Source organism: Pseudomonas sp. WJP1, from assembly GCF_028471945.1.
Taxonomy (GTDB): Bacteria; Pseudomonadota; Gammaproteobacteria; order Pseudomonadales; family Pseudomonadaceae; genus Aquipseudomonas.
In genome coordinates this window covers 596,987-622,795 of record NZ_CP110128.1, presented here as the reverse complement: position 1 = coordinate 622,795, position 25,809 = coordinate 596,987, and the positions used below count along the sequence as shown (strand labels likewise).

Here is a 25,809-nt window from a genome sequence, read left to right as displayed (position 1 = left end):
GCTTGCCAGCGATGGCATCACCTCGGTACCTCAGATACACCGAGTCGCCTGCATCGCTGGCAAGCCAGCTCCCACAAAATCCGAGCAAGGCGACTTTTTATGCCCACTGCCATTTATCGCTTCATTCTCGCCATCGCACTTCTGTTGCCGATGGCCACTTACGCCAGCGACGCCGAAGACTTCGTCGCCGCCAATCCCGTGCAGCAGGCCAAACTGCTCGAAGCATGGGCCGCGCAGCCTGACCCTGCGCGCATCGATCTGATCAACGCCCTGCAACAAGGCGAACTGACGGTCGATGGCCAGCCGAAAACCCTGCGCCTGAATAACCGCCTGCGGGGTCTGATCGACACCGCCCTGGCCAGCCACCAATTGCTCGCCGCCGACGCCAGAACCCGTCTGGGCGCCGCGCAGCAATTGCAGAAAAGCGCCAAACCCGCGCAGCTGAAATTCCTCGACCAGCAACTGGCTGGCGAAAAAGATGAAAGCGTTCACGCCGCGCTCAGCCTGGCCCTGGCCAACCTGCAACTGGTGGACAGCGATCCGGCCGTGCGCCTCGCCGCTGTGCGCCTGCTCGGGGAAACCGGTGATCCCCTGGCCCGCACTCGCCTGGAAAGTCTGCTGGAGCCGGGTGTAGAAGCCGATGCCAACGTGCGCACGGCTGCCGAAACCAGCCTGGCCCAGGTCAAACGCAAACTGCTGGTCGGCGAAATGCTCGGCCAGGCCTTCAGCGGCATGTCACTCGGCTCGATCCTGCTGCTCGCCGCCCTGGGTCTGGCGATCACCTTCGGCCTGCTCGGCGTGATCAACATGGCCCACGGCGAAATGTTGATGCTCGGAGCGTACTCGACCTACGTCGTGCAGCTGATGTTCCAGCGCTTCGCCCCGCACGCCATCGAGTTCTATCCGTTGATCGCGCTGCCGGTGGCATTTTTCGTCACGGCCGGGATCGGCATGGCACTGGAGCGCACCGTGATTCGCCACCTCTACGGTCGCCCGTTGGAAACCCTGCTCGCCACCTGGGGCATCAGCCTGATGCTGATCCAGTTGGTGCGCCTGGTGTTCGGCGCGCAAAACGTCGAGGTGGCCAACCCGGCGTGGTTGTCCGGCGGAATTCAGGTGTTGCCCAATCTTGTGCTGCCCTACAACCGCATCGTGATCATCGCGTTCGCACTGTTTGTGGTGGTGCTCACCTGGCTGCTGCTGAACAAGACCCGCCTGGGTCTGAACGTGCGCGCCGTCACCCAGAACCGCAACATGGCGGCCTGCTGCGGCGTGCCTACCGGGCGCGTGGACATGCTCGCCTTCGGCCTCGGCTCGGGCATTGCCGGCCTTGGCGGCGTGGCGCTGAGCCAGATCGGCAACGTCGGCCCGGACCTCGGCCAGAGCTACATCATCGACTCGTTCCTGGTGGTGGTGCTCGGCGGTGTCGGGCAACTGGCCGGTAGCGTGTTGGCCGCGTTCGGGCTGGGTATCGCCAACAAGATTCTCGAACCGCAAATCGGTGCCGTGCTCGGCAAGATCCTCATCCTCGCGCTGATCATTCTGTTCATCCAGAAACGTCCGCAAGGCCTCTTCGCACTGAAAGGACGGGTGATCGACTGATGAACCAGCCCCTGATGCTCACGGCCAGCCAAAAGGCCGGCCCCAAAGTCACGATTGCCGTCGGTGCGGTGATCCTTGCCTTACTGTTGGCGTTGCCATTGCTGTCGTTGTTGTCGCCGGACAGCGTCTTCCATGTCTCGGCCTACACGCTGACGTTGGTGGGCAAGATTCTGTGCTACGCCATCGTCGCCCTGGCGCTGGATCTGGTCTGGGGTTATGCCGGCCTGTTGTCCCTCGGCCATGGCCTGTTCTTCGCCCTCGGCGGTTACGCCATGGGCATGTACCTGATGCGCCAGGCCTCGGGCGATGGCTTGCCGGCCTTCATGACGTTCCTGTCGTGGACCGAATTGCCCTGGTACTGGGCCGGCACCAGCAGCTTCCTCTGGGCCCTGTGCCTGGTGGTGCTGGCGCCGGGATTGCTGGCGTTGGTGTTCGGCTTCTTCGCCTTCCGCTCGCGGATCAAGGGCGTGTATTTCTCGATCATGACCCAGGCTCTGACCTTCGCCGGCATGCTCCTGTTTTTTCGCAACGAAACCGGTTTTGGCGGCAACAACGGCTTCACCAACTTCCGCACCATACTTGGCTTTGGCATCACGGAACCGGGCACCCGGGCGGTGCTGTTTTTCGCCACGGTGCTGCTGCTGGTGGCGAGCCTGTACATCGGCTGGCGCCTGGCGCAGAGCAAGTTCGGCCGAGTGCTGACCGCACTGCGCGATGCCGAAAACCGCTTGATGTTCTGCGGCTACGACCCGCGCGGATTCAAACTGTTCGTGTGGGTGTTGAGCGCGGTGTTGTGCGGCCTGGCCGGTGCGTTGTACGTGCCGCAGGTGGGCATCATCAACCCGAGTGAAATGTCGCCGACCAACTCGATCGAAGCAGCGGTCTGGGTGGCCCTCGGTGGTCGCGGTACCTTGATCGGCCCACTGCTTGGCGCAGGCGTGGTCAATGGCATGAAGAGCTGGTTCACCGTGGCGTTCCCGGAGTACTGGCTGTTTTTCCTCGGTGCGCTGTTCATCGTCGTGACCCTGTATCTGCCCAAGGGCGTGATCGGTTTGCTGAAGAAAAGAGGTGAACAATGAGAGTCACTGCAAGCGCTGAATTCATGCTCGAACCGGCGTTTTTCCCGCCCCTGGAACCGAACAGGGATGCCGGTAGCAGCCGCGATGCCATCGGCCTCGGCCAGCGTGCCGGCAAAGGCCTGAACACCCGCCACGGCACCATCCTGACCCTGGAAGACATCAGCGTAAGCTTCGATGGCTTCAAGGCGTTGAACGACTTGAACCTGTACATCGGGGTCGGCGAGTTGCGCTGCATCATCGGCCCCAACGGCGCGGGCAAGACCACGCTCATGGACGTGATCACCGGCAAGACCCGCCCCACCCACGGCAAGGCCTGGTTCGGCGAGACACTGGACCTTACACAAATGAGCGAAGTGCAGATTGCCCAGGCCGGCATTGGCCGCAAGTTCCAGAAACCGACCGTATTCGAAGCCTTGAGTGTGTTCGAGAACCTGGAGCTGGCACAGAAAACCGACAAATCGGTATGGGCCAGTCTGCGGGCGCGCTTGAGCGGCGAGCAGAAAGACCGTATCGCCGAGGTGCTCGAGACCATTCGCCTGACCGCTTCGGTCAATCGTCCCGCCGGCTTGCTGTCCCACGGCCAGAAGCAGTTCCTGGAAATCGGCATGCTGTTGATGCAAGACCCGCAATTGCTGCTGCTCGACGAACCGGTGGCCGGCATGACCGACGCCGAAACCGAATTCACCGCCGAACTCTTCAAGACCCTGGCCGGCAAGCATTCGCTGATGGTGGTGGAACACGACATGGGCTTCGTCGGTTCGATCGCCGACCACGTCACCGTTTTGCATCAGGGCAGCGTGCTGGCCGAAGGGTCGCTGGAGCAGGTGCAGGACAACGAACGGGTGATCGACGTCTACCTGGGACGCTAATTGCTCTTTGTAGGAGCGAGGCTTGCCCGCGAAGGGAACTGCGCGGTGCAACTGAATGACCGCGTCATCGTTCTTCGCGGGCAAGCCTCGCTCCTACAGGGAATGAGAGGGAATTGAGAATGCTGCAAGTCGACAAGCTGCACCAGTACTACGGCGGTAGCCACATCCTGCGCGGCCTGACGTTTGACGTGAAGGTTGGCGAAGTCACCTGCCTGCTCGGCCGTAACGGCGTGGGCAAGACCACACTGCTCAAGTGCCTGATGGGCCTGCTGCCCGCCAAAGAAGGCATGGTCAATTGGGAGGGTAAGCCGATCACCACGTTCAAGCCGCACCAGCGGGTGCATGCCGGTATCGCCTACGTGCCCCAGGGCCGGGAAATCTTCGGCCGCCTGACCGTGGAGGAAAACCTGCTGATGGGCCTGTCACGATTCCCGGGCTCCGAGGCGAAGGAAGTCCCGGCGTTCATCTACGAACTGTTTCCGGTGCTGCTGCAGATGAAGCAACGGCGCGGCGGTGACTTGTCCGGTGGCCAACAGCAGCAGCTTGCAATCGGCAGAGCCCTGGCCAGCCGTCCACGGTTGCTGATCCTCGATGAACCCACCGAAGGCATCCAGCCGTCGGTGATCAAGGAGATCGGCGCTGTGATCAAGAAACTCGCGGCGCGCGGCGACATGGCGATTCTGCTGGTAGAGCAGTTCTACGACTTCGCCGCCGAACTGGCCGATCAGTACCTGGTGATGTCCCGTGGCGAGATCGTGCAGCAGGGCCGTGGAGAAAACATGGAAGCCGAAGGTGTACGCGGTCTGGTAACGATCTAATCTGTGGCGTCCCGGCGATAATCAGAAAATATGAATTTACCTCTTCCCACTGCCCTGTTTACCCCGAGCTGGCATGCCGAACTGGAACTGGGCTACGCCCGATTCGGCGACAGCACGCGCCCGGTCCAGCGACGACACAAAGGCCCGCTGCGGGTGCAGAAGCACCTGTATGCAGAAGGGCCCGAGGTGTGCCAGCACATCATCGTGCATCCGCCAGGCGGGATTGCCGGCGGTGACCGGCTGGACATCAGCGCCAGCGTCGGCCACGAGGCGTGGGCGCAAATCACCAGCCCCGGCGCCGCCAAGTGGTATCGCGCGGCCGCGCCGGCTTATCAGAAACTCGAGCTGAACGTGGCCCACGGCGCGACACTGGAGTGGCTGCCGCAGGAGACGATCATCTTCAGCGATGCCCGCGCCGAGCTCAGCACGTCCATCGATCTGCAAGGCGATGCACGACTGTTCTACTGGGACGTGGTGGCGCTGGGTCGTCCGGCCAGTGGCGAGCGTTTCGACCACGGGCATTTCCAGGCGCAACTGGATATTCGTCGTGATGGACAGTTGCTCTGGCATGAGCGCCAGCGCATCGTCGGTAAAGACGGTTTGCTCGATTCGCCCATTGGGCTGGACGGGCAACCGGTGTTCGCCACGTTGCTGGTCACTGGCGAGATTGATAGCCCATTGCTGGAGCAGTGCCGTTCGCTGCCCCATGACGTGCGCGGGGATTTGACTCAGTTGCCGGGGCTGCTCGTGGCCCGCTGCCTGGCCAGCGAGGCGCTGCTGGCGCGCGGCTGGTTGATTGAATTATGGCGATTGCTCAGGCCTGCATTGCTTGGCCGCGAAGCCGTCCCACCGAGAATATGGAGCACCTGAACAGCGCTCCTGCAAAAACCTTTTTAACTGCCGAAACTGGATTCCTACGATGGACCTGACCCCACGTGAAAAAGACAAGCTGCTGATCTTCACCGCCGGCCTCGTCGCCGAGCGGCGTTTGGCCCGTGGTGTGAAACTCAACTACCCGGAAGCCATGGCCTACATTTCCGCCGCGCTGCTCGAAGGCGCCCGCGACGGCCAGACCGTGGCCGAGCTGATGCACTACGGCACCACCCTGCTCAGCCGCGAACAAGTGATGGAAGGCATCCCGGAAATGATCCCGGAGATCCAGGTCGAAGCGACCTTTCCCGACGGCACCAAACTGGTCACCGTCCACCAACCGATCGCCTGAGGCTGCACCATGACTTACACCATTCGCGATGCGGTACACGCCGACCTGCCGGCAATCCGTGACATCTACAACGACGCCGTGCTCAACACCACGGCGATCTGGAACGAACAGGCGGTCGACCTCGGCAACCGCCAGGCCTGGTTCAGCGCCCGGCAATCCCAGGGTTATCCGATCCTGGTGATCGTCGACGGCGAGAACAGCGTACTGGGCTACGCTTCGTTCGGTGACTGGCGACCGTTCGATGGTTTCCGCCACACCGTCGAGCACTCGGTCTACGTGCGCAGCGACCAGCGTGGCAATGGCCTTGGCCCGAAACTGATGGATGCCCTGGTCGAGCGCGCCAGGGACTGCGGCAAACACGTGATGGTCGCGGCCATCGAAAGTGGCAATGCCGCCTCGATTCGCCTGCATGAGCGCATCGGCTTCGTGATCACCGGGCAGATGCCTCAGGTGGGCACCAAGTTCGGTCGCTGGCTGGACCTGACCTTCATGCAACTGACCCTCAATCCTGGCGCGCAACCACCGACCGCCAGCAAGGAGTGATACCCAATGAACCCCGCCCAACTGCGACGCGTCAACGTTGAAAGCTTTGCGCACTATCGTCAGGGATTGATTGACCTGCTGCTCGATGCCGTCGGTTATGGCGCCAGCGTCGGCTTCATGGCCAACCTTGATGCCACGCAGGCCCGCGCGTATTTCGATGAAGTTCAGGAGAACCTGAACAAGGGCAACGTGTTGTTGTGGGTGGTGGTCAAGGACGAACAAGTGCAGGCCAGCGTACAGCTGACCCTGTGCCAGAAAGCCAATGGCCTGAACCGCGCCGAGGTGCAGAAATTGCTGGTGCGCGAGCACGCGCAGCGTCGCGGCCTGGGCCAGCAATTGATGGCGGCGGTGGAGCAGGCCGCCCTGCAACACAAACGCGGCATGCTCTACCTCGATACCGAGGCCGGCTCCCCGGCTGAAGACTTCTACAAGGCGCTGGGCTACACCCGCGCCGGTGAAATCCCCGATTACGCCTGCGACCCGAGCGGCCGCTACAAGCCGACTGCCCTTTACTACAAGATTCTCCAAGGAGCCCATTGATGATTCCCGGTGAATACCAGATCCAGCCCGGCGACATCGAACTCAACGTTGATCGTCGCACTGTCAGCTTGAAAGTGGCCAACAGCGGCGACCGGCCGATCCAGGTCGGCTCGCATTACCACTTTTTCGAAACCAACGACGCCCTGAGCTTCGACCGCGCCGCCAGCCGCGGCATGCGCCTGAACATCCCCGCCGGCACCGCCGTGCGTTTCGAACCGGGGCAGAGTCGCGAGGTCGAGCTTGTCGACCTGGCCGGGCATCGCCGGGTATTCGGGTTTGCCGGCAGGATCATGGGTGGCCTTGATTGACCGATCGTTCCCACGCTCTGCGTGGGAATGCATCCCGTGACGCTGCGCGTCACAAAAAGCGGACGCAGAGCGTCCATGGCGGCATTCCCACGCAGAGCGTGGGAACGATCAAAGAAGGAATTGCAATGAAGATTTCCCGTCAAGCCTACGCCGACATGTACGGCCCCACCGTCGGTGACAAGGTCCGCCTGGCCGACACCGAGCTGTGGATCGAAGTGGAAAAAGACTTCACCACCTACGGTGAAGAAGTGAAGTTCGGCGGCGGCAAAGTCATCCGCGACGGCCAGGGTCAGAGCCAGCTTTTGGCCGCCGACGTGGTCGACACCCTGATCACCAACGCACTGATCATCGACCACTGGGGCATCGTCAAGGCCGACGTCGGCCTCAAGGACGGTCGCATCGCCGCCATTGGCAAGGCCGGCAACCCGGATGTTCAGCCCAACGTGAACATCGCCATCGGCGCCAGCACCGAAGTGATCGCCGGTGAAGGCATGATCCTGACCGCCGGAGGCATCGACACCCACATCCACTTCATCTGCCCGCAGCAGATCGAAGAAGCGCTGATGAGCGGCGTCACCACCATGATCGGAGGCGGCACCGGGCCGGCCACCGGCACCAATGCCACCACCTGCACCTCCGGGCCGTGGCACCTGGCGCGCATGCTCCAGGCCGCCGACGCCTTCCCGATGAACATCGGCCTGACCGGCAAGGGCAACGCCAGTCTGCCCGAACCGCTGATCGAACAGGTCAAGGCCGGCGCCATTGGCCTCAAGCTCCACGAAGACTGGGGCACCACCCCGGCCAGCATCGACAATTGCCTGAGCGTCGCCGACCAGTACGATGTGCAGGTCGCGATCCACACCGACACCCTCAACGAATCGGGCTTCGTCGAAACCACCCTCGCCGCGTTCAAGGGCCGCACCATCCACACCTACCACACCGAAGGCGCGGGTGGCGGTCATGCCCCGGACATCATCAAGGCCTGCGGTTTTACCAACGTGCTGCCGAGTTCGACCAACCCGACCCGCCCCTTTACCCGCAACACCATCGACGAACACCTCGACATGCTGATGGTCTGCCACCACCTGGACCCGAGCATTGCCGAAGACGTGGCCTTCGCCGAAAGCCGCATTCGTCGCGAAACCATCGCGGCCGAAGACATCCTTCACGATCTCGGCGCGTTCTCGATGATCAGCTCCGACAGCCAGGCCATGGGCCGCGTCGGGGAAGTGATCACCCGCACCTGGCAAACCGCCGACAAGATGAAAAAACAGCGCGGCCCGCTGCCCCGGGACGGTGAAGGTAACGACAACTTCCGCGCCAAACGCTACATCGCCAAGTACACCATCAACCCGGCGATCACCCACGGTATCAGCCATGAAGTAGGTTCGATCGAAGTGGGCAAATGGGCGGATCTGGTGCTGTGGCGACCGGCGTTCTTCGGGGTCAAACCGACGCTGATCCTCAAGGGTGGCGCCATCGCGGCCAGTTTGATGGGCGATGCCAACGCGTCGATTCCGACACCGCAACCGGTGCATTACCGCCCGATGTTCGCCAGCTACGGTGGTTCGCTGCACGCCACCAGCCTGACATTCATCAGCCAGGCTGCGCAGGAGGCCGGCTTGCCCGAAACCCTGGGTTTGAAAAAGAAAATCGCGGTGGTCAAAGGTTGCCGTGATGTGCAGAAAACCGACCTGATTCACAACGACTACCTGCCGAGCATTGATGTCGACCCGCAGACCTATCAGGTCAAGGCCGACGGCGTGCTGCTGTGGTGTGAGCCGGCAGATGTGCTGCCGATGGCGCAACGGTACTTCCTGTTCTGACAATGGGATCAACACGCAGGAACCTGGCATGCCAGGCTCCTGCGATATCAGAAGCGATCAGCTCGCCGGTTGAACGGTGAAGGGGATTTCTACCCGCTGCAGCTTTGCCCGGTCGATCGCCTGACGAGTCAACGTCTTGAGCAACGCCCTGCTTTCATCAGTTATCGCCTTTACATCGGCGGCATACTCCGCTTCAGTCATGACGCGGCCAGGGGCAAACGTGTTGTCCGGTTTGCCCAGTTCTGCGGCGAGCGCCCTGATCTCGATCTTGAGCCGGGCCTCATCCTCAAGGGACAAGGCAGGGTCACTCACGCGTTCCTGCAGTGCCATGTAGAACTCTGTGGTGGCGTTGATCCGGCGCCTGAAGCCTTTGAAAGCGCTGCGGTTGGCATCTTCGACATAGGACGACCAGAACGGCTGGTCGACAAGCAAATCATCCAGCAACTCTCCTTCCTCAAGGTCCAGCACTCTTCGATAGGCCGCATCAATCATTGCCTGGTCGACACCCGCAATCTTGCGGAATTGCATCTTGCGAAACTGCCACGGCAAGTCCAGCCGATCAGCCAGGTCCGTCATGAAGGCCATATGAACTTCCACTTCGTCGACAGTGCCTTCAACCTGCCCTTGGGCATCTACGCGCCTGAAATCCTCGCCCTGCTCCAGACGCTCGGAAACCGTCTTGTGGGCGATCCGGGTCAACTCGTCCAGGCGCGACTTGCCCCGGGCCAGCGCAGCCAGTTCGGCCTCCACCAGGCCTGGATTGGCAAGCTCGTAAGTCTCATGGATCAGTACCTCCATGCCCATGGCGTTGAACAGCTGCGCACCAGCATCGACGCACGCGGTGCCGGGGGTGGCCATGGTGAACAGTTTCAGGCGCAACTCGCTATTGTTGGCCATTGCCTCAAGCATTCGCCACACCTTGGCAGTCAGATCGACTCGATAGAGCGTGTCATGAATATAATGTGATGACCCGGTCAGTTTACGGATCTCGTTGAAGAACGGGACCGATCCGGTCTCATCCTCGACGCTGTTCCAGATTTTCTGGCGGGCGACCCACTCAGGTCGTGACAAGCCCTCTTCCCAATCGAGACTGTCGCGCACGCCACGTGGCGGATAAGGTCTATCCGGGTCCAGGCCGACAGACTCGATGTAATCGCGCAGCGTCTGCAAATGGCTGGCCGAGAGAAAGTCCGGTTCGCGGCTCACCACTGTTCGCGCCAGCAGTTCCGCCTGCACCGAGCCACGGGCTACCGCCGGTATAGCCCGGATCGGATTGCGCTGGATATCCAGGTAAAAATGCCGGAACCGCGGTTGCGAAAACAGTCCGTGCGGCCAGGCTCGAATACCTGTCTCAGCGAGCAGGACCGTATGCAACATTCTCATCCTGCCAATGTCCGGAACCTCTCCAAGAGGATTGCCCACAAGGTCCAGAGTATGAAGCTCGGTGAGGTCAGCCAGGTCAGCAATACCTTGTGGGTCCAGCACGATCCGGTTTTCGCGCAGGCCCAATTCGGTCAGGTTGCGCATGCGACCCACGACATTCGGAATTCTGGTGAGTGAATTGCCGTTGATGTTGAGCGAGCGCAAGCGGGGAAAATGGTCGAGGAAGGAAATGTGAGCATCGGCCAATCCAGTGCTGGACAGATTGAGCCGGGTGACGTGATCGAAATTACCCTCCAATGCCGGCATGGTCTCCAGACGCAGTCCCATGGGCAGGTCGTGAAGATCGAGTACCGCGCCTTGCAGGTCGCCATATGAATCCACATCGCGCAGGCCGGTCTGCTGCCAGGCTTCCCTGATGGCCTTGTACACCGTGTTACGCGACTGCCATTCGGCGATGCCGGCGGACGAGAACCGAAACGATTCGGTCGGTGAGTTCAGCCAGCGTTGAAAATTTGCGTTGAGCCGATTGAATTCGGCTTCGAGTGCGCCAGCCCTCTGCTCAACATTCGCCTGACTGCCCCCGGCCCGCAGGTAATTCAGGGCTTCTTCCTCCGACCACCCGGGGCGTACGACACGGACACGCTCCTGGGCTGTCAGTTGCCCACGGACCTGATCGAGCCCCCGAGAAACGCCGCGCATACCGCCGCGCAGGCGCATGGTTAGCGGATCGTACGACGGCTTGCGGACGGGATGGTCCGCCAGCAGGACGTTGAACCTGTCTCGTGACAATGGCGCCTGTTGAATGACCTGCTTGAGTGTGGCGCCCTGATTGATCTGATACCCCAGCGCATCGCGTTCGGCGTCGGGCAACGCATGCAACACAGAAGCATATAAGTCGTCGGGGCCATGCAGGTGGAGATCATCGGAATCTCGTGCCTCGTATTGGCCGTTTTCACTGACCAGAACCCGGCGAATGGCGGCATCTCCCGGACCGACACTGTTGCTCAGCGGCCCGTCAAAGGAAGAGACACGGATTTCGATTCGCAGGTTTTCGGGCCACGTGGGCAATGCCTGCAACGAGTGCAACGCCAGACGCTCGGTGTCTGCGTTGTAGGGCAGATCAAGGAACAGCCCCTCGTAAGCGCGTGCGGCTCGTGACGTCAGTAGCGAGACTCTCGCACGCTCCCTGAGCGCCAGGGGGATGTGCGTCGAGTCGGTGATCTTGAGCAAATCCTCAGGGGCGACATCGGCCAGCAACTCTTCGGCCGCTGCCGTGGAGAGTTCGCTGAAAGCATCCTGCAGCGCCACCACCGGCGGGGAACCGGCCTGCTGTTTCCCGCGGTTGAGCGCTGCAAACAGGGATTCGCGCCGGGTGTTCGCTTGCTCGGCGAGCTTGTTTCTCAAGGCGTTGATCCGCACCGGCTGCTCTCGGGAAATACCCTGCCCGAGCATGGTGTGAATATCGTCTTCGCCGATGAATTTCACAGCAAACTCAGGCAGTTTCCCTGAGCGGACCTCAGCGCGGGTGATTTTCAAGGTATTCGCTGACGATGCGTCGATATCACCCAATTTTATCGACGGCCCCCAGTGCTCGGCACCTTCAAAGAGTTCGATGCTGGTGAGCTCAGGCCATCCAGGCACTTCGAACAGCAAGCGACATACCTGCTCGGTGAACGCATGCGGTACCCCATCACGCCGAATCAGCTCGGGCAATTTGCCCACATCGTCCCAGGCCTTGAAGCGCTCCAGCGTGTCGGTCAGCACAGCGGGTGGCGGCTCGTTGACGACATGCAGCCTGCGTAATTCGCCCTCCTCCACTCCACTGGCGATACGGATCTGCTGCAGAGTGGCGTCGGAGAAACTTTCGGCTGTCGGGCCTATTCGACGCATCAGCCTGGCGTTGTCCCACTCGATCGGGCGGTCGAGTTCGGTCTTCCATCCCCCCGCACCGTTGTGCTCAAGCTTGGGTTGATACGCCTGGGGTCGGCTCGGGTGCCGCAAGACGGGTTGGCCCGTGCGCGGATCGTTGCGCACTTCGAAGTGCTGGTGTTCATGCTTGAGAATGTCTTTGTCAGCGTGCCGGAACAAGCCAAGCTCGTTGGGCTTCGCCTCTGCAGGGAGAGCGACATCATGGCCGTAGTGGGTCAGGTTCCGGTTCCACAACCGCACGCTGCCATCGGGCAGTTGAACCGGCTTCAGGCCGTCGATGAGCGACGATGGCTTGACTGCCACGGGTGCGCCGCCGGGCAGAATATGCCCTGCCATCATCAGCGCCAGTTGAGCAAAATTGATCATGACCCCGACCAGGTGACCAGCCGCTTCTTCCTTGTCACCCTTGCTCCACTCTTCAACCCCTTCCATGGTTTCAAACAGCATTTGCCCGACCATGACGGCCAGCAGCGGTCCGCCGAGCCCTGGCACCAGCATGGCGCCGAAATTGAACACATTCCAGCCGATGTTCAGGTAAGTGCTCAGCCTGTTCCAGCGAGTGGCGGCGTCTTCATCATCGGTGAGCACCGCGATTTGCCGCGCGTCAGCAATCGCCTTTTCCCTGCGCCAACGACCCAATTGCGGCCACAAAGCCCCCTGGATGATGTTAGTGACTGGTTCGGCACTGGGGTTCTCGACGGCAGTTTCGCGCCACCAGGGCCCCATGTCCAACGGGCCACGCGCCGTCCAGGTGAAGGTGGTCAAGCGCTCACGCACCCGGGCGTAAAACCGGCCCTTGTCTTTTTGCGCGACAAACCGGCTGAAAAACTGCTGGTAACTCGGCGAGCGCAACTGGCTCACCAGCTCCTTCATGAAGTCTGCAAGGGAGTCATACTCCTTGACGGGGTGATCAGGGTCGTCGGGGACGTAAACCAGCAACGTTCCATCAAGGCGACTCTGCTGGTAAACATCATTGCGTTGCAGCATGGCTTCGACCAGAGCCTTGGGACCATTGGCGAAAAATGCCTTCAGCAACTTGAACTGATCGAATTCCTGTCCCGGCAACAACGTCAACCGACGTGACCATTCCATCAGCGTGCGCTGGTGCTGTGGTACCAGTCCGTCATAAAGCCGTTTGACTTCTGAAGGGTCCGCCACTGCACTGAACAGCACGATTCCGGACAGGTTGAACCCCATCAGCAAAAGGCGATGGGATAACAACGGACGATTACCCAGGACGATTCCCTGCTTCTCATCGCGAACCTGCAGCAGCTTTGCGTAACTTCCGGAAGAGATGTCATTTTTTAGATAAGCGATGAAAGTCGATTCGTTGAAAGCGGCTTTTTCGATATTGATCGCCTGTTGTGCGACCTTTGCGCCTGCAGCGGCATCCTCGGGTTTCAGCAATGCCTTTATATGCTGCTGATACTGCGCACCCAGATCGAGCTTGCGGCTCAGGGTTGCAAATTGCTCAATGGTCAATGCATGCCGCTGCAACTCATTGGTGCTGTCAGCGGTGAAGATGCCGGAACCATCACGAAACGCCCCCGCCCGTGTTTCTGGCTCTTCGAAGTTGTGCAGCGCCGCCTCAAGCAATGAAGATTGACGAAGTCGACTTGCATTATTGTCGACACCGGGGAATAGATTGGCCGGGATATACAATCGAATCACTGTGGCATTGACGTCCAGTTCCAGCGCCAACTCTTCCTTCAACGCCTTGACCAGCAAGGGTTCAGCAAAGGCATTGATGTCTTGCTGCAGATTTTCCAGCGTCGTTTCCAATGGCCCCTGCAAACGCCAGCGCTCGTCAATCAGATCCTTGAGGTGCTGGCGGTCTATTGAGCGCGCATTCATGTACCAATCAGGAAAGTTCGGTTGGGCATTGGCGAGCGAGACCAATCGCGAGGGCGGAGCCTCTCTTATCGGCGTCGGCAACTTGCCCAGAAGATAATCACGATAGACGTTTTCCTGTCCCACTCCATATGAATACAACACTTCTATTTCGGCGGCACCCGATACCTGGCTCATCTCGCATATCCTTATGCTGTCAATTGACTCGCCAGTTTTAGGGAGGATTTAAAAAAACAAAAGATTAAAAAACAGCGGGAAAATTATTGTTTATCTGAAATCGCATTGAATTTCAGAATCTAAAAAATAACTAATTACCACCCTCGTTTCCCCCGCAGGTGCTTGCGCCGCGTAATGGTAGTTTTTAGCGCCCGGCAAAAGGGCTAAGATGCGCCTGACCTACCTCTCAGGAATCTGGCCATGCGTCTCCCCGATTTCATCAGGCAACACGTGGACCGTATCGTTGATGAATGGGAGCAGTTCGCCAAAACCATCACGCCGGCGGCAGTCAACCTGGACCGTGCAGCCTTGCGCGACCATGCCAAGGCGATTCTGTTGGCCGCCGCGCGTGACATGAACACGGCGCAGACCGCCAGCGAACAGTTGGCCAAGGCCAAGGGCGAAGGCCCCGAAAAAACCCCGAGTCTGGACGAAGCCGGCGCCAGCCATGGCGAGTTGCGGCATACCGTGGGCTTCGATCTGGTACAGATGACCAGCGAATTTCGCCACCTGCGCGCCTGCGTGATTCGCCTGTGGGTCAACAGCCTGGAGTCGCCGGATATGGCGTACTTCCAGGACATGATCCGTTTCAACGAAGCCATCGACGAAGCCCTCGCCGAATCCACCGCCGCCTATGCCGAACAGGTCAATCGTTCGCGGGATATCTTCCTGGCGATTCTCGGCCATGACCTGCGCGCGCCCTTGCAGGCGGTGAGCATGTCCACCGAATTGCTGATGCGCAAAACGCCGTTGGAAGGCGTGGCACTGACTTGCGCCAACAACATCAAGCGCGGCACGCGGCATATGGCGGCGATGGTCAATGATTTGCTGGAACTGGTGCGCAGCCGCTTGGGCAAAAGCCTGCCGATAGACCCCACGCCCACGGACCTGGCTGCCGTGGCGCATGAGGCGATTGCCCAGGCGTGCGCTGGAAACCCCGAGTGCGATCCAAGGTTAAAAGTAGCGGGGGATATGCAGGGCGTCTGGGATGCCGCGCGGCTGAGTCAGTTGCTGCAAAACCTTATTGGCAATGCATTGCAGCATGGCTCGACCAAAGGCGATGTCACGGTGACGCTCAGCGGCAAACCCGACACCGTTCACCTCACGGTGCACAACTATGGCGCGCCGATTGCCGAGAAAGACATCGGTACGATCTTCGATCCACTGGTGCGCAGCGCCGACGAAGAACTGGGCCAGCCATCCACCAGCCTCGGTCTGGGATTGTTTATCGTCAAGGAAGTGGTGGATGCGCACCGCGGGACGGTTGAGGTCAGTTCGAGCGAAACAGACGGAACGCTGTTTACCGTGATGCTGCCGAGAAAGGTATGACGCATCGATGGCGCCACCTACTCCACCACCAAGCGCCCCAACCGCTGCTTGAGCATCCGGTTCTCGGCCCGCAGCTGCTGGACCTCCTCAAGTAGGTCCAGCGCCAGGGCAACCCCTTCCCACTCCAGCTCAAGATCGCGCCGCAGCTTGGCGGCGCGTTTGGCCAGGGTCAGTTCGTAATCGGTGAAGCGCCAGTCCTTGGGCTGCGCGCCCTGAGGTTCGAGGATGCCGTGCTCGACGATTTCGATCACGTAGACGTCTGTCAGGTCGCTCGCCTCACAAAATTCTGCCAGGTCCAGTTGAACGGTCAGGGGGCTGCTCATGATGGGCTACTCCGTCGCTGGGTTCAAAAATTTTCTCGTGGGTTGAAGGCGGCTTTTTTCGCCAGTTCCTGCCACAGCGCCTTGACCTCATCGTCTGCGGCCTTGGGCATTACGGCTTTGAACTGGATGAACAGATAGCCGCGCTCACCCGCCTTGTTCAACAGGCCGTGGCCCTTGGCGCGCATGCGTTGGCCGTTCTGGCTGCCCGCCGGGACCTTTAGGTTGATCTTGCCGGTCAGGGTCGGCACGGCGACTTCAGTGCCCAAAGCCAGCTCCCACGGTGCCAGCGGCAACGTGATGATCAGGTTCTCGCCTTCGACGTCGAATTTCGGGTGCGGCGCAAAGCGAATGGTCAGGTACAGGTCGCCATTGGCACCACCGCCGACACCCGGAGCACCCTGGCCCTTGAGGCGAATACGCTCACCATCGCTCACGCCCGCCGGGATCTTCACGTTCAGGCTTTTGCTGGTGTTGCTAACATGCTGGCCGGCCGCATTGTACTGCGGGACCTGGAAGGTGACCTTCTTCGACTCGGTCGACAGGGTTTCTTCCAGAAAAACCCCAAGTTCCATTTCCACGTCTTGCCCTCGACGTCCGGTGCTGCGACGTGATTGTTGTCCACCGCCACCGAAACCGGGGCCGCGGTTACCGAAGATCGAACTGAAGAAGTCCGAAAAATCGCCGGTGTCCTGGCCGCCGCCGAAGCCGCCACGGCTCTGCCAGCCTGGTGGCCCCTGGAACGGTTGGCCATGCTGGCCATAGCGGCGCAATTCGTCGTATTCGGCGCGTTTGTCAGCGCTTTTCAGCGCCTCATAGGCTTCAGAGGCGTCCTTGAACTTGGCCTCGGCGTCCTTTTCCTTGCTGACGTCAGGGTGGTATTTGCGCGCCAGCTTGCGATAGGCGGCCTTGATCGCCTTGTCGTCTGCCGTCGGCTCCACACCGAGAATCTTGTAATAGTCTTTGAAGTCCATCGCGGGAATCACCATCCGTTATCGAAATCGCGCCACCTGCCACAGCATGCGCCTGTTTGCAGCGCAGAGGTTGACCGATCTCAAGGTTGTGACCGGGCAGCGCATCAGAAGTTTATCGGCAGCGTGCAGGGCGACTTGTGTTCGCCCCGGGGGCTAGCCGGTTGATGCAGGGTAGTTTGGGGGTGATGACGCGTCTTTCAAGCGGTGAACGGCAAGATTTAGCGGATAACCGGCCTTCGATTCTGTGCCGCACTGGCATACACTGCGCGGCCGTTTTTTAACCGGAACTCGAAAGACATGAAAAACGCATCTCCAGCCCGTGCCGTAGGTATCGACTTTGGCACGTCCAACTCCACCGTCGGTTGGCTGCGCCCCGGCATGGAAACGCTGATTGCGCTGGAGGATGACAAGATCACCTTGCCCTCGGTGGTCTTCTTCAACCTCGAAGAACGCCGCCCGGTGTACGGTCGACTGGCGCTGCACGAGTACCTGGAAGGGTATGAAGGCCGCCTGATGCGCTCGCTCAAGAGCCTGCTGGGCTCCAAACTGATCAAGCACGACACCAGTGTTCTTGGCACGGCGATGCCGTTCAAGGACCTGCTGGGCCTCTTCATCGGTCAGCTCAAGAGCCGTGCCGAAGTCGCCGCCGGTCGGGAGTTCGAAGAAGTGGTGCTGGGCCGCCCTGTGTTCTTCGTCGACGATGATCCGATGGCCGACAAAGAGGCCGAAGACACCCTGGTGGACGTTGCGCGCAAGATCGGTTTCAAGGAAGTGTCCTTCCAGTTCGAACCGATTGCCGCCGCGTTCGACTACGAGTCGACCATCGAGAAGGAAGAGCTGGTACTGATCGTCGACATCGGCGGTGGTACCTCCGACTTCTCGCTGGTGCGCCTGTCGCCAGAGCGTCGGGGTGTGGATAACCGCCAGGATGACATCCTCGCCACCGGCGGTGTGCACATCGGCGGGACCGACTTCGACAAGCAGTTGAGCTTGCAGGGCCTGATGCCACTGTTCGGCTACGGCAGCCGGATGAAGAGCGGTGCCTACATGCCGACCAGCCATCACATGAACCTGGCGACCTGGCACACCATCAACTCGGTGTATTCGCAGAAGTCCCAGCTGGCCCTGGGCAGCATGCGCTACGACATCGAAGACACCGGTGGCATCGACCGCCTGTTCAAGCTGATCGAGCAGCGCGCCGGGCACTGGCTGGCCATGCTGACCGAAGAAACCAAGATCGAACTGACCCATGTCGACAGCCGTATTGTCCCTCTGGACCGCATCGAACCCGGATTGAGCGTGGAGTTGAGCCGGGCATTGTTCGAATCGGCCATCGACAATCTGCTGGAGCGTGTGCGAAACAGCGTCAGCCGGTTGCTGGCAGACGCCGACGTGCGGGTCGATCAGGTGGACACGGTGTTCTTCACCGGTGGTTCGAGTGGTATTCCGGCGCTGCGCAACAGCGTGTCGGCGATGTTGCCGAATGCGCGGCATGTGGAAGGGAATATCTTTGGCAGCATCGGCAGTGGTTTGGCGATCGAGGCGGCCAAGCGTTACGGTTCAATGGACTGATCCGAAACCTTGGTGCGGCCATTCGCGAGCAGGCTCGCTCCCACAATGGGCCTGAATACTCAGGACTAATGTGGGAGCGAGCCTGCTCGCGATGGCGTCGAATCAGGCACTATATGTACCTGATCAAACCATCCCCACCTGCTTCAACTCGCTCTTCAGGTACGCGTAATAAATCGGTCCTGCCACCACCCCCGGCAGGCCGAACGCGGCTTCGAACACCAGCATTGCCAAGAGCAACTCCCACGACTTGGCACTGATCTGCCCGCCAACGATCCGCGCGTTGAGAAAATACTCGAGCTTGTGGATGACAATCAGATAGCCCAGCGCGGCCATCGCCACCCAGATCGACAACGACAGGCCGACAATGGTGATCAGGGTGTTCGACATCAGGTTGCCGATCACCGGCAACAGGCCGAGCAGGAAGGTCAGCACGATCAGGGTCTTGGTCAGTGGCAGCTTGATGCCGAACATCGGCAGCACCACGGCCAGGAATATCCCGGTAAAGAACGTGTTGAGCAGGGAAATCTTGATCTGGGCGAACACGATGTTGCGAAACGCTTGCACCAGCAAGTGCAGGCGGTCGAACAGCGCCGCGGCCAGCGGTTTGCGTTTGGTCAGGTCCGGAATGCGCTGCAAGGCAATGATCGCGCCCAACACCATGCCGATCAGCAACGTCACGAACATGTGCGCAGCGTCCTTGCCTACGAGCTGCAAGTCACTGAGGTGTTTACTGATCCACTCGCCGATCGCCACGCGGAACTCGGCGGCACTGGCGGGCAGGTAGGCATCGATGAAGGGTGGCAGCTGACCGCGCGCGCGATCGACTACGCCCATGAACTTGTCGAGGGAGGCGCCGGGGTTTTCCGCTTCGTGCAGCAGAAAACTGATGGCGCCGGCAAAGATCAGCGCCAACACACTGACAATCAAAGTCCCCAGCAATGCCACCGCGAGCCAACGCGCACGCCGTCCTTCGATCAGCCGTTGCAACTGTGGGGTGAGCATGTTGACCAGTTCGAACACCAGCAGCCCGGCCAGCAGGCTGGGCAGCAACCGCAGCGGAATCACCAGCAGCAGTCCGCCGAAAATGATGACCCAGCTGATGACCAGCAAAACTTGGCGTTGAGAAAACGTTGGCATACAGCCTCAAAACGAACGGCGTAAAAGGATTGGCAGTCTGCCAGCGATCCGGTGTCAGCACTAGGAATTGTGTGGGTCGACCTTTGTCGGGGGCCACTCGGTTTTTGCCCAGCCCTTGCATGCTCGCGAAAAGGCTCTCGCAGCCTCCATATTTCCCGGCCCCATGTTTATTTTTTCTTCAGGCAGTCACTCATGAACGCCTTGCGCTCATCACCCTTGAGGGCCTTGGTCGCGGCGTCGGCATTGCAGGTTTTCATCTTCTCCTGCTGTGGGGTCAAGGCCTTGGCGTCATTGGCCGCTGGCGCCGCCTTGAGGCAATTGCTCATGAAGGCTTTGCGCTCATCGCCCTTGAGGCTTTTGGCCGTGGCGTCGGCGTTGCAGGTGGTCATCTTGTTCTGTTGGTCAGTGGCGGCAAAGCCTTGGGAGCACAGGAGCAAACCGATCATCAGCAAAGGGGCACGCAGCATCTTCATGGAGTTTTCTCCTTATTGCCGCACCGAGGGGAACGGCCTTGCTCTGGAGTGTAGACAACACCTGTTACACCTTCATCTTGTCTCCAGGTGGCTGCGTCGATACTGCTCCGGCGTACACCCGGCCTGGCGCTGGAACATGGCGATGAAGGCCGAGCCGGTGCTGTAGCCCAAATCGAAGGCGACGTCCTGGATACTGCGGTGGCTGTCCAAGGCTTCGATCGCCGTCAGAAAGCGCAGGCGTTGGCGCCATTCACCGAAACTCATACCCAACTCGCGGACAAACTGTCGCGCCAGTGTGCGTTCGCTGACATGAATCTGCGCGGCCCAGTCCGCCAGTGGCCGGTTATCCCCAGGCTCGGCCTGCAGCGCCTCCAGAATGCCAAGCAATCGGTAACTGCTGGCGTAGGGCAGATAACACTCCTGCACTGGCGCTTGCTGCAGTTGATCCACCAATACCTGGGCCAGACGCTTGTCCGCGGCTTGCTCGGGGATCTTCACGTCCCGGGCGGCAAAGTCCTTGAGGATAGCCTTGAGAATGTCGCTGATGGCCAGTGTGCAGGCCTCTTGCGGCAGATCAGCGCACAGGGTGGGCGCCAGGCAGACCGCGCGATAATTGATCGGCTGGTTGCTGTAGAAGCTGTGCTCGGTCTCGGGGGGCACCCATACCGCGTATTGCGGCGGTGACATGAAGCGACTGCCGCCGATTTCCATGTGCAGCACGCCGTGGGCCGAATACTCCAGCGTGCCCCAGGGGTGGCGATGCGCCGAGGCAAAACGGTGTGCATCAAAATCGGCGTAGCGGAAATACACCGGGGCGGGCAGCTCAGTGAAATCCAGCAGGTCGATGTGTTTACTGGTCATGCTGTCCGGAATCAGGGGCGGGTTGTCTGGATCGAAGTATAGGCCTGTATCCAGACAAGGGATAATCGCCCCTCATTAACGTTCTGGTTTTTCCCATGCAATACGCTTATCCCCTGCTGGCCATTTTCATCTGGGCCGGCAACACCGTGATCACCAAAATGTCGGCCGGGGCGATCTACCCCGCCGAGATCGGTTTTTACCGCTGGCTGCTGGCCGGGTTGTTGTTCACGCCCTTCATGCTCAAACCGGTGATTGCCCACTGGCCGTCGATTCGCCCGAACCTGGGCAAGATCTTTGTCCTCGGTGTGCTCGGCATGGCGGTTTACCAAAGCCTGGCGTACTTCGCCGCGAGCCTGACCTCCGCGACCAACATGGGCATCATCCTGTCGCTGATGCCGCTGATGTCGCTGGCCATGGCGATCATCAGCCTCGGCCAACGCCTGACCCTCGGCGCACTGGCGGGTGCGGTGCTGTCGTTTGCCGGGGTGTTGGTGGTGGTCTCGTCCGGCAGCCTTGGCGTGCTGCTGGAGCATGGGGTGAACCTGGGCGACGCGATGATGATGATCGCCACCCTGGCCTATGCGATCTACAGCACTTTGCTGAAAAAATGGCAGCTGCGTTTACCACCCTTGGTGTTGCTGTATCTGCAGGTGCTGGTGGCGGTGGTGGTGTTGTTTCCGCTGTTTCTCGCCTCACCGAAAATCGGCCCGACCCTGCACAATATTCCGTTGGTGCTTTACGCCTGCCTGCTGGCCTCGATGGTCGCACCGCTGGCCTGGATGCAAGCCGTGGTGCGTTTGGGGCCGAGCCGGACCACGCTGTTCTTCAATTTGCTGCCGTTGATTACCGCGCTGATTGCGGCGGTGGTGCTGCACGAGCAGTTGGCGATGTACCACCTGGTGGGCGGGTTGTTGACGTTGGGCGGGGTGATTCTTTCCGAGCGCTGGACCACCGTGCTGGGCCGCAAGGTCAGCCTTGCCTGATCACTTACAGGCCTGCCGCTTTTAGCCGCGCAGCATGCTCGACAAACAACCGGATCGGCTCCGCCCCCTTCCCCACCAGTCCCAACGACTGATTGACGATGTCGAAATGGTCCAGCGGATACTCATCGCCAATCACTGTCCCCAGGTGCGAGCTGTAACGCCCGACCATCCCGTCGCAATGCCCGGCCTCGCGCACGAAGGTCCGGGCGAACAACCGGCAACTGCGGTTGGTGCCATCGAACAGGTTGCGCCCGCGATCAGTCTTTCCCGGCTGCAAGGTGCCGGACCAGGAGTAGTAGCGCACGCCGTTCACCTCTTCCGGTCCGTGCCCGCCCCAGGTGTCGGGCAGCCCCTGTGGATAACGTTGATTGAACAGCGCCACGCCTTCAGTGGTGAGCGAATGATGGGAGGCATGGATATCCACCGGCAATTTCGGTCCGCGATAGCCGGTTTCCAGCAGGCTCATCAGCGCCGCGACGCACCGTACCAAAAAGCTCACCAGCAGCCCCATGGCACTGCCATGCGGATAGTGTTGGTGCAGATAATCGGCCAGTTCCGAACCATGGTTGGGCCCCGCAACCGAGGTCACCGAGGCGACCAGGTCCGGGCGTTTGGCCGCCGCGTAGCGGGCGGTGAGCGAGCCCTGGCTGTGGCCGATCAGGTTGACCTTCCCGGCACCGGTCTGGCGCAGAATCTCTTCAATCCGCGCCAGCAATTGCTCACCGCGCACTTCGCAGGAGTTGAGCGGCGAAACCTGCACCGCAAACACCACCGCACCACCACGGCGCAAGGCCTCGGCGATCCCGTACCAGTACGGATAGAGCACCAGACGGACAAACCCGAGCATTCCCGGGACCAGCACCAGCGGATAACGCGTGGCCGAACCTTGCGACATGGGCGAACATCCTTGTGAATGGTGAGGTGACGCCTGGCGGTTGCAAGACATCCGCCAAGCTTCGCCAGCGAACATGACAAACCGACGACCAGTCTAGGACATCCGCCCTACTTCAGCCCCACCACACCCGCCACGATCAGCCCGACCGACAGCAGCTTGACCGCGGTCAGACTCTCACCGAGCAAGGCAAAGCCAAGTAACACCGTGCCCAGCGATCCGATGGCGGTCCAGATCGGGTAGGCGATGCTCACCGGCAGTTCGCGCATGGCCAGGGTCAGGAAGTAGATCCCGCCCACCGCCGCGACGATGGTCATCAGCGATGGCCAGAGCCGGGTGAAGCCCTCGGCATACTTCATGCCCATGGCGAAGGTGACTTCGAACCCGGCGGCGATCAGCAAAAACAGCCAGGCCATCTAGAACTCCCTGGCCAGGGCCAACAAGCGCTGCTCCGCTTCGGCGGCAGAGACATCGAAGGTACGCGCCTCGGACTCTTCGCCTTCGGCGGCGACCACGGTGACATCGGTGATGCCGATGAAACCCAACGCCGTGCGTAAAAGCGTATCCGCATGGTTCATGGCCTCCAGCTCGCCCCCCGGGCCAAACCCGAAACCGCCGCGACTGGTCACGATCAAGGCTTTTTTTCCCAGCACCAGTGGCTCGTACTGCGCGATACCGTTATCCAGGGTGTGATTGAAGGTCAGCCCGAGCCGAACGATCTGGTCGATCCAGGCTTTCAAGCCGCTTGGCACGCTGAAGTTGTGCATCGGCGTGGAAACAACCAGCAGGTCATGCCCAAGCAACTCGCCGACCAGCGTGTCGCTGAACGCCAGGTCCGCTTGCATCGACAGCGGTCGTGCATCGGGTTGGGGATAGAACGCGGCGGCGACGAACGCCTCGTTGACCGGTGGAATCAATGCCCGGCCGACTTCGCGACGGGTCAGCTTCGATTGCGGGTGACGGGCCTGCCAGGCCGACAGAAAGACTTCGGCCAAACGCCGGGAGTGCGAACGCTCACCACGTGGGCTGGCATGAATCGCAAGAACTGTGCTCATCTGACTCTCCTTGGGACTAAACTCAAACTGCTGGTGGCTTGCAGCTTGGAGCTCAGCGCTGTCCCCCTTCAACTGAACAAAAATCAGTCTGGATGAATCCATTTCATCCGTGGAGTCGTCATGTTCGCCTCGTTGCCATTGACCGCCCTGCGTGCTTTTGAATCCGCCTCACGCCTGCTGAGCTTCAAGGCCGCCGCCGAAGAACTGTCGGTCACTCCAACGGCGGTATCCCATCAGATCCGCTCGCTGGAAACCTGGCTCGGCGTGCAGCTGTTTGAGCGGCTGCCGCGCCAGGTACGCCTGACCGAAGGCGGCGAGCGATTGTTCCACAGCCTGCACGGCGCTTTCCTGGAAGTGGCGCAAAGCGTCGACACCCTGCGCCCCCACCGCAGCGGCACGAACCTGACCATCTCCACCACCGCCGCCTTTGCCGCCCTGTGGCTGGTGCCGCGCCTGGGGCGTTTCTATGCCCGACACCCGAACATCAGCCTGCGCCTGGACACCCATTGCGAGGTCATCGATCTGCATCAGGACGCCAGTGTCGACCTGGTAGTGCGCTACAGCCTCGATGACTATCCGAATCTGTATGGCCTTTGCCTGTTCGACGAGTCGTTTGGCGTGTACGGCTCGCCCGGGCAAGTAACCTTGGCGGCCCACCACACGCCTACGCTGATCAGCGTGCGCTGGCACAACTCCAAACTCTACGCCCATGGTTGGGAAGCTTGGTGTACGCAGTCCGGCGAGGCTTGGCTGGCGGGTCAGCCCACCGTGCGCGAATACGATGAAGAGCATTACGCCCTGCAAGCGGCGATTGCCGGGCAAGGTCTGGTGCTGGCGAGCAATATTCTGGTGTCAGAAAGCGTCGCCAGTGGATTGCTGCTGCCTTATCGGGGCGAAGTGCAGGTGGATGGCGCCGGTTACAGCGCACTGTGCGTGCCTGGACGCGAGCGGCATCCGCCGGTTCGGGCATTTTTCGCTTGGTTGCAAGAGGAAGCTCGGCTGTCTGGCCAAGCGCAGGAGTGGTAAAACCAAGTTCAACTCTCACATGCTGATAAAGCGGGCATCCTGAACGTCCTGTAATAGCTGAAAAGCCATATTGAATCAAACTTCAACAAGTCCCTTTCTTTATCTATTAACCTGCAGCCAAAACTAACAGCATAAAGTTACAAACGACTGCTAGACGCCAAACCTCAGTTCTTTATATTAACCCCACAGACAGACCGTCTGCTCAAATATAAAGGACTATAGACATGCACATCGAACAGCGACTTGAATTCCTGGATTCCCTGCCTGCTCTGCCTGTAACCAGCACGCCATCCATTCGAGCTTTCGCACCTGAGCTTCCCATTGACCCAAGTAAGTCAAGCGGCACTGTTGGAAAAGAAATGATCAACCTCTTCATGGAGGGCGTTAGCATACAAAACCGTAAAGACGTCAACAACTGCAAGCAATTGGTACAAAATGCCGCCACCAAACTTTACGACCCACAAAAAGAGCTGTACCAATGGTATAAGTACTACGTCGAAACCATGCAAAAGCTCGGCTGGGTTATTCAAGCATCCCAGCTCAAGGAACAGACGATTAGACGCAGTGGCTTGACCATGGACACCGTGGCTCTGTACGTATTGCAAGGCCTTGTAGGCGCCAACATTTCAAAACTGGCAGATATGGCCGGAAAAGGCGTAGCAAAAATTAAAAATAGTGATGGTCTGGTTAACATTTATAACAGCACAGCCAATCTCGGAGCTGACGCAAAGTTCGACATGTCGCCGATTTGGGAGACCAAGGAAGGCTACCCGATGATGATTCTTAACTGCAATAGCCTGAATGTAAGCGAAAGCAGCAGAGGGATTCTCTGGTGGAAATCGACCACCCAGGAAACAACAATAAAAACAGCCGCACAAGCAGTATACCTCAATGTGGATAGTTATGCGGGGATACGTCAAGGCGTTCTCGATAAAATCGGCAAAACTTCGCGAGATGCTCTCGCTGAGATCCCAGACATGGCGTAAAGCGAACGCTTCAAT

The 25,809-nt window shown here is 60.1% G+C and carries 24 protein-coding genes; 15 read left to right on the top strand and 9 right to left on the bottom strand.

Features of this window, described 5'->3' with window-relative positions:
* Window positions 1–99: 99 nt before the first annotated feature.
* The 10 genes from urtB to ureC all read left to right on the top strand — a co-directional run bounded on the left by urtB (window position 100) and on the right by ureC (window position 8,807).
* Window positions 100–1,602 carry an urea ABC transporter permease subunit UrtB gene (gene urtB, locus OH720_RS02780; RefSeq protein ID WP_272604473.1) on the top strand — a complete coding sequence of 501 codons (1,503 nt, stop codon included), beginning with the start codon at window positions 100–102 and terminating at the stop codon, window positions 1,600–1,602.
* Window positions 1,602–2,681 carry an urea ABC transporter permease subunit UrtC gene (urtC, locus tag OH720_RS02775; RefSeq protein ID WP_272604472.1) on the top strand — a complete coding sequence of 360 codons (1,080 nt, stop codon included), beginning with the start codon at window positions 1,602–1,604 and terminating at the stop codon, window positions 2,679–2,681. The genes urtB and urtC overlap by 1 nt, the downstream gene beginning before the upstream one ends.
* A complete protein-coding gene (gene urtD, locus OH720_RS02770; protein ID WP_272604471.1) occupies window positions 2,678–3,550 on the top strand; it encodes an urea ABC transporter ATP-binding protein UrtD in 873 nt (290 codons plus the stop codon). Before urtC ends, urtD begins: the two co-directional genes overlap by 4 nt.
* Before the next feature lie 119 nt (window positions 3,551–3,669).
* On the top strand, window positions 3,670–4,368 hold the full coding sequence (gene urtE, locus OH720_RS02765; RefSeq protein WP_272604470.1) for an urea ABC transporter ATP-binding subunit UrtE: 699 nt from the start codon (window positions 3,670–3,672) through the stop codon (window positions 4,366–4,368).
* A gap of 30 nt (window positions 4,369–4,398) precedes the next feature.
* Complete coding sequence (locus tag OH720_RS02760; protein ID WP_272604469.1) at window positions 4,399–5,238, top strand: urease accessory protein UreD; 840 nt, start codon at window positions 4,399–4,401, stop codon at window positions 5,236–5,238.
* A 49-nt stretch (window positions 5,239–5,287) separates the two neighbouring features.
* Window positions 5,288–5,590 carry an urease subunit gamma gene (ureA, locus tag OH720_RS02755; protein ID WP_007937143.1) on the top strand — a complete coding sequence of 101 codons (303 nt, stop codon included), beginning with the start codon at window positions 5,288–5,290 and terminating at the stop codon, window positions 5,588–5,590.
* 9 nt (window positions 5,591–5,599) lie between these two features.
* Window positions 5,600–6,133, top strand: a complete 534-nt coding sequence (locus OH720_RS02750; RefSeq protein WP_272604468.1) for a GNAT family N-acetyltransferase — start codon at window positions 5,600–5,602, stop codon at window positions 6,131–6,133.
* A 6-nt stretch (window positions 6,134–6,139) separates the two neighbouring features.
* Window positions 6,140–6,673: a GNAT family N-acetyltransferase gene (locus OH720_RS02745; RefSeq protein WP_180204063.1), complete on the top strand. Its 534-nt coding sequence runs from the start codon at window positions 6,140–6,142 to the stop codon at window positions 6,671–6,673.
* Complete coding sequence (locus tag OH720_RS02740; protein ID WP_272604467.1) at window positions 6,673–6,981, top strand: urease subunit beta; 309 nt, start codon at window positions 6,673–6,675, stop codon at window positions 6,979–6,981. The genes OH720_RS02745 and OH720_RS02740 overlap by 1 nt, the downstream gene beginning before the upstream one ends.
* Before the next feature lie 125 nt (window positions 6,982–7,106).
* The gene (gene ureC / locus OH720_RS02735; RefSeq protein ID WP_272604466.1) at window positions 7,107–8,807 is read left to right on the top strand and encodes an urease subunit alpha; all 1,701 of its coding nucleotides are present in this window, start codon (window positions 7,107–7,109) and stop codon (window positions 8,805–8,807) included.
* 57 nt (window positions 8,808–8,864) lie between these two features.
* Here the strand turns inward: ureC and OH720_RS02730 are convergent, their stop codons facing one another.
* Entirely contained in the window at window positions 8,865–14,147 is a 5,283-nt protein-coding gene (locus OH720_RS02730; RefSeq protein ID WP_272604465.1) for a dermonecrotic toxin domain-containing protein, read from the bottom strand.
* A gap of 240 nt (window positions 14,148–14,387) precedes the next feature.
* Between OH720_RS02730 and OH720_RS02725 the strand changes: the two genes are divergently transcribed.
* Window positions 14,388–15,515: a sensor histidine kinase gene (locus OH720_RS02725; protein ID WP_272604464.1), complete on the top strand. Its 1,128-nt coding sequence runs from the start codon at window positions 14,388–14,390 to the stop codon at window positions 15,513–15,515.
* Window positions 15,516–15,532: 17 nt separating this feature from the next.
* Here the strand turns inward: OH720_RS02725 and OH720_RS02720 are convergent, their stop codons facing one another.
* A complete protein-coding gene (locus OH720_RS02720; RefSeq protein ID WP_272604463.1) occupies window positions 15,533–15,838 on the bottom strand; it encodes a chaperone modulator CbpM in 306 nt (101 codons plus the stop codon).
* 23 nt (window positions 15,839–15,861) lie between these two features.
* Window positions 15,862–16,809, bottom strand: coding sequence for a DnaJ C-terminal domain-containing protein (locus tag OH720_RS02715; RefSeq protein ID WP_272604462.1), 948 nt, complete (start codon window positions 16,807–16,809; stop codon window positions 15,862–15,864).
* A 297-nt stretch (window positions 16,810–17,106) separates the two neighbouring features.
* Here OH720_RS02715 and OH720_RS02710 point away from each other — a divergent pair, with 297 nt between their 5' ends.
* Window positions 17,107–18,381: an Hsp70 family protein gene (locus OH720_RS02710; protein WP_272604461.1), complete on the top strand. Its 1,275-nt coding sequence runs from the start codon at window positions 17,107–17,109 to the stop codon at window positions 18,379–18,381.
* Between the two features lie 123 nt (window positions 18,382–18,504).
* Here OH720_RS02710 and OH720_RS02705 read toward each other — a convergent pair whose 3' ends face one another.
* The 3 genes from OH720_RS02705 to OH720_RS02695 all read right to left on the bottom strand — a co-directional run bounded on the left by OH720_RS02705 (window position 18,505) and on the right by OH720_RS02695 (window position 20,852).
* Window positions 18,505–19,518 carry an AI-2E family transporter gene (locus OH720_RS02705; RefSeq protein ID WP_008058906.1) on the bottom strand — a complete coding sequence of 338 codons (1,014 nt, stop codon included), beginning with the start codon at window positions 19,516–19,518 and terminating at the stop codon, window positions 18,505–18,507.
* A gap of 167 nt (window positions 19,519–19,685) precedes the next feature.
* On the bottom strand, window positions 19,686–19,991 hold the full coding sequence (locus OH720_RS02700) for a PsiF family protein (RefSeq protein ID WP_008058913.1): 306 nt from the start codon (window positions 19,989–19,991) through the stop codon (window positions 19,686–19,688).
* A 72-nt stretch (window positions 19,992–20,063) separates the two neighbouring features.
* Entirely contained in the window at window positions 20,064–20,852 is a 789-nt protein-coding gene (locus OH720_RS02695; RefSeq protein ID WP_272604460.1) for an AraC family transcriptional regulator, read from the bottom strand.
* A gap of 95 nt (window positions 20,853–20,947) precedes the next feature.
* Between OH720_RS02695 and OH720_RS02690 the strand changes: the two genes are divergently transcribed.
* Window positions 20,948–21,835: a DMT family transporter gene (locus OH720_RS02690; RefSeq protein ID WP_272604459.1), complete on the top strand. Its 888-nt coding sequence runs from the start codon at window positions 20,948–20,950 to the stop codon at window positions 21,833–21,835.
* 4 nt (window positions 21,836–21,839) lie between these two features.
* Here the strand turns inward: OH720_RS02690 and OH720_RS02685 are convergent, their stop codons facing one another.
* The 3 genes from OH720_RS02685 to OH720_RS02675 form a co-directional block, all read right to left on the bottom strand.
* Window positions 21,840–22,730, bottom strand: a complete 891-nt coding sequence (locus tag OH720_RS02685; protein WP_272604458.1) for an esterase/lipase family protein — start codon at window positions 22,728–22,730, stop codon at window positions 21,840–21,842.
* Between the two features lie 107 nt (window positions 22,731–22,837).
* The gene (locus OH720_RS02680; RefSeq protein ID WP_272604457.1) at window positions 22,838–23,143 is read right to left on the bottom strand and encodes a DMT family transporter; all 306 of its coding nucleotides are present in this window, start codon (window positions 23,141–23,143) and stop codon (window positions 22,838–22,840) included.
* Window positions 23,144–23,782, bottom strand: coding sequence for an FMN-dependent NADH-azoreductase (locus tag OH720_RS02675; protein WP_272604456.1), 639 nt, complete (start codon window positions 23,780–23,782; stop codon window positions 23,144–23,146).
* Window positions 23,783–23,902: 120 nt separating this feature from the next.
* Here OH720_RS02675 and OH720_RS02670 point away from each other — a divergent pair, with 120 nt between their 5' ends.
* Together OH720_RS02670 and OH720_RS02665 are read left to right on the top strand one after the other, a co-directional pair.
* Window positions 23,903–24,808 (top strand): LysR substrate-binding domain-containing protein, encoded by a 906-nt coding sequence (locus OH720_RS02670; RefSeq protein ID WP_272604455.1) that lies wholly within the window; start codon window positions 23,903–23,905, stop codon window positions 24,806–24,808.
* Window positions 24,809–25,032: 224 nt separating this feature from the next.
* Window positions 25,033–25,794 carry a hypothetical protein gene (locus OH720_RS02665; RefSeq protein ID WP_272604454.1) on the top strand — a complete coding sequence of 254 codons (762 nt, stop codon included), beginning with the start codon at window positions 25,033–25,035 and terminating at the stop codon, window positions 25,792–25,794.
* The last annotated feature ends 15 nt before the right edge of the window (window positions 25,795–25,809 follow it).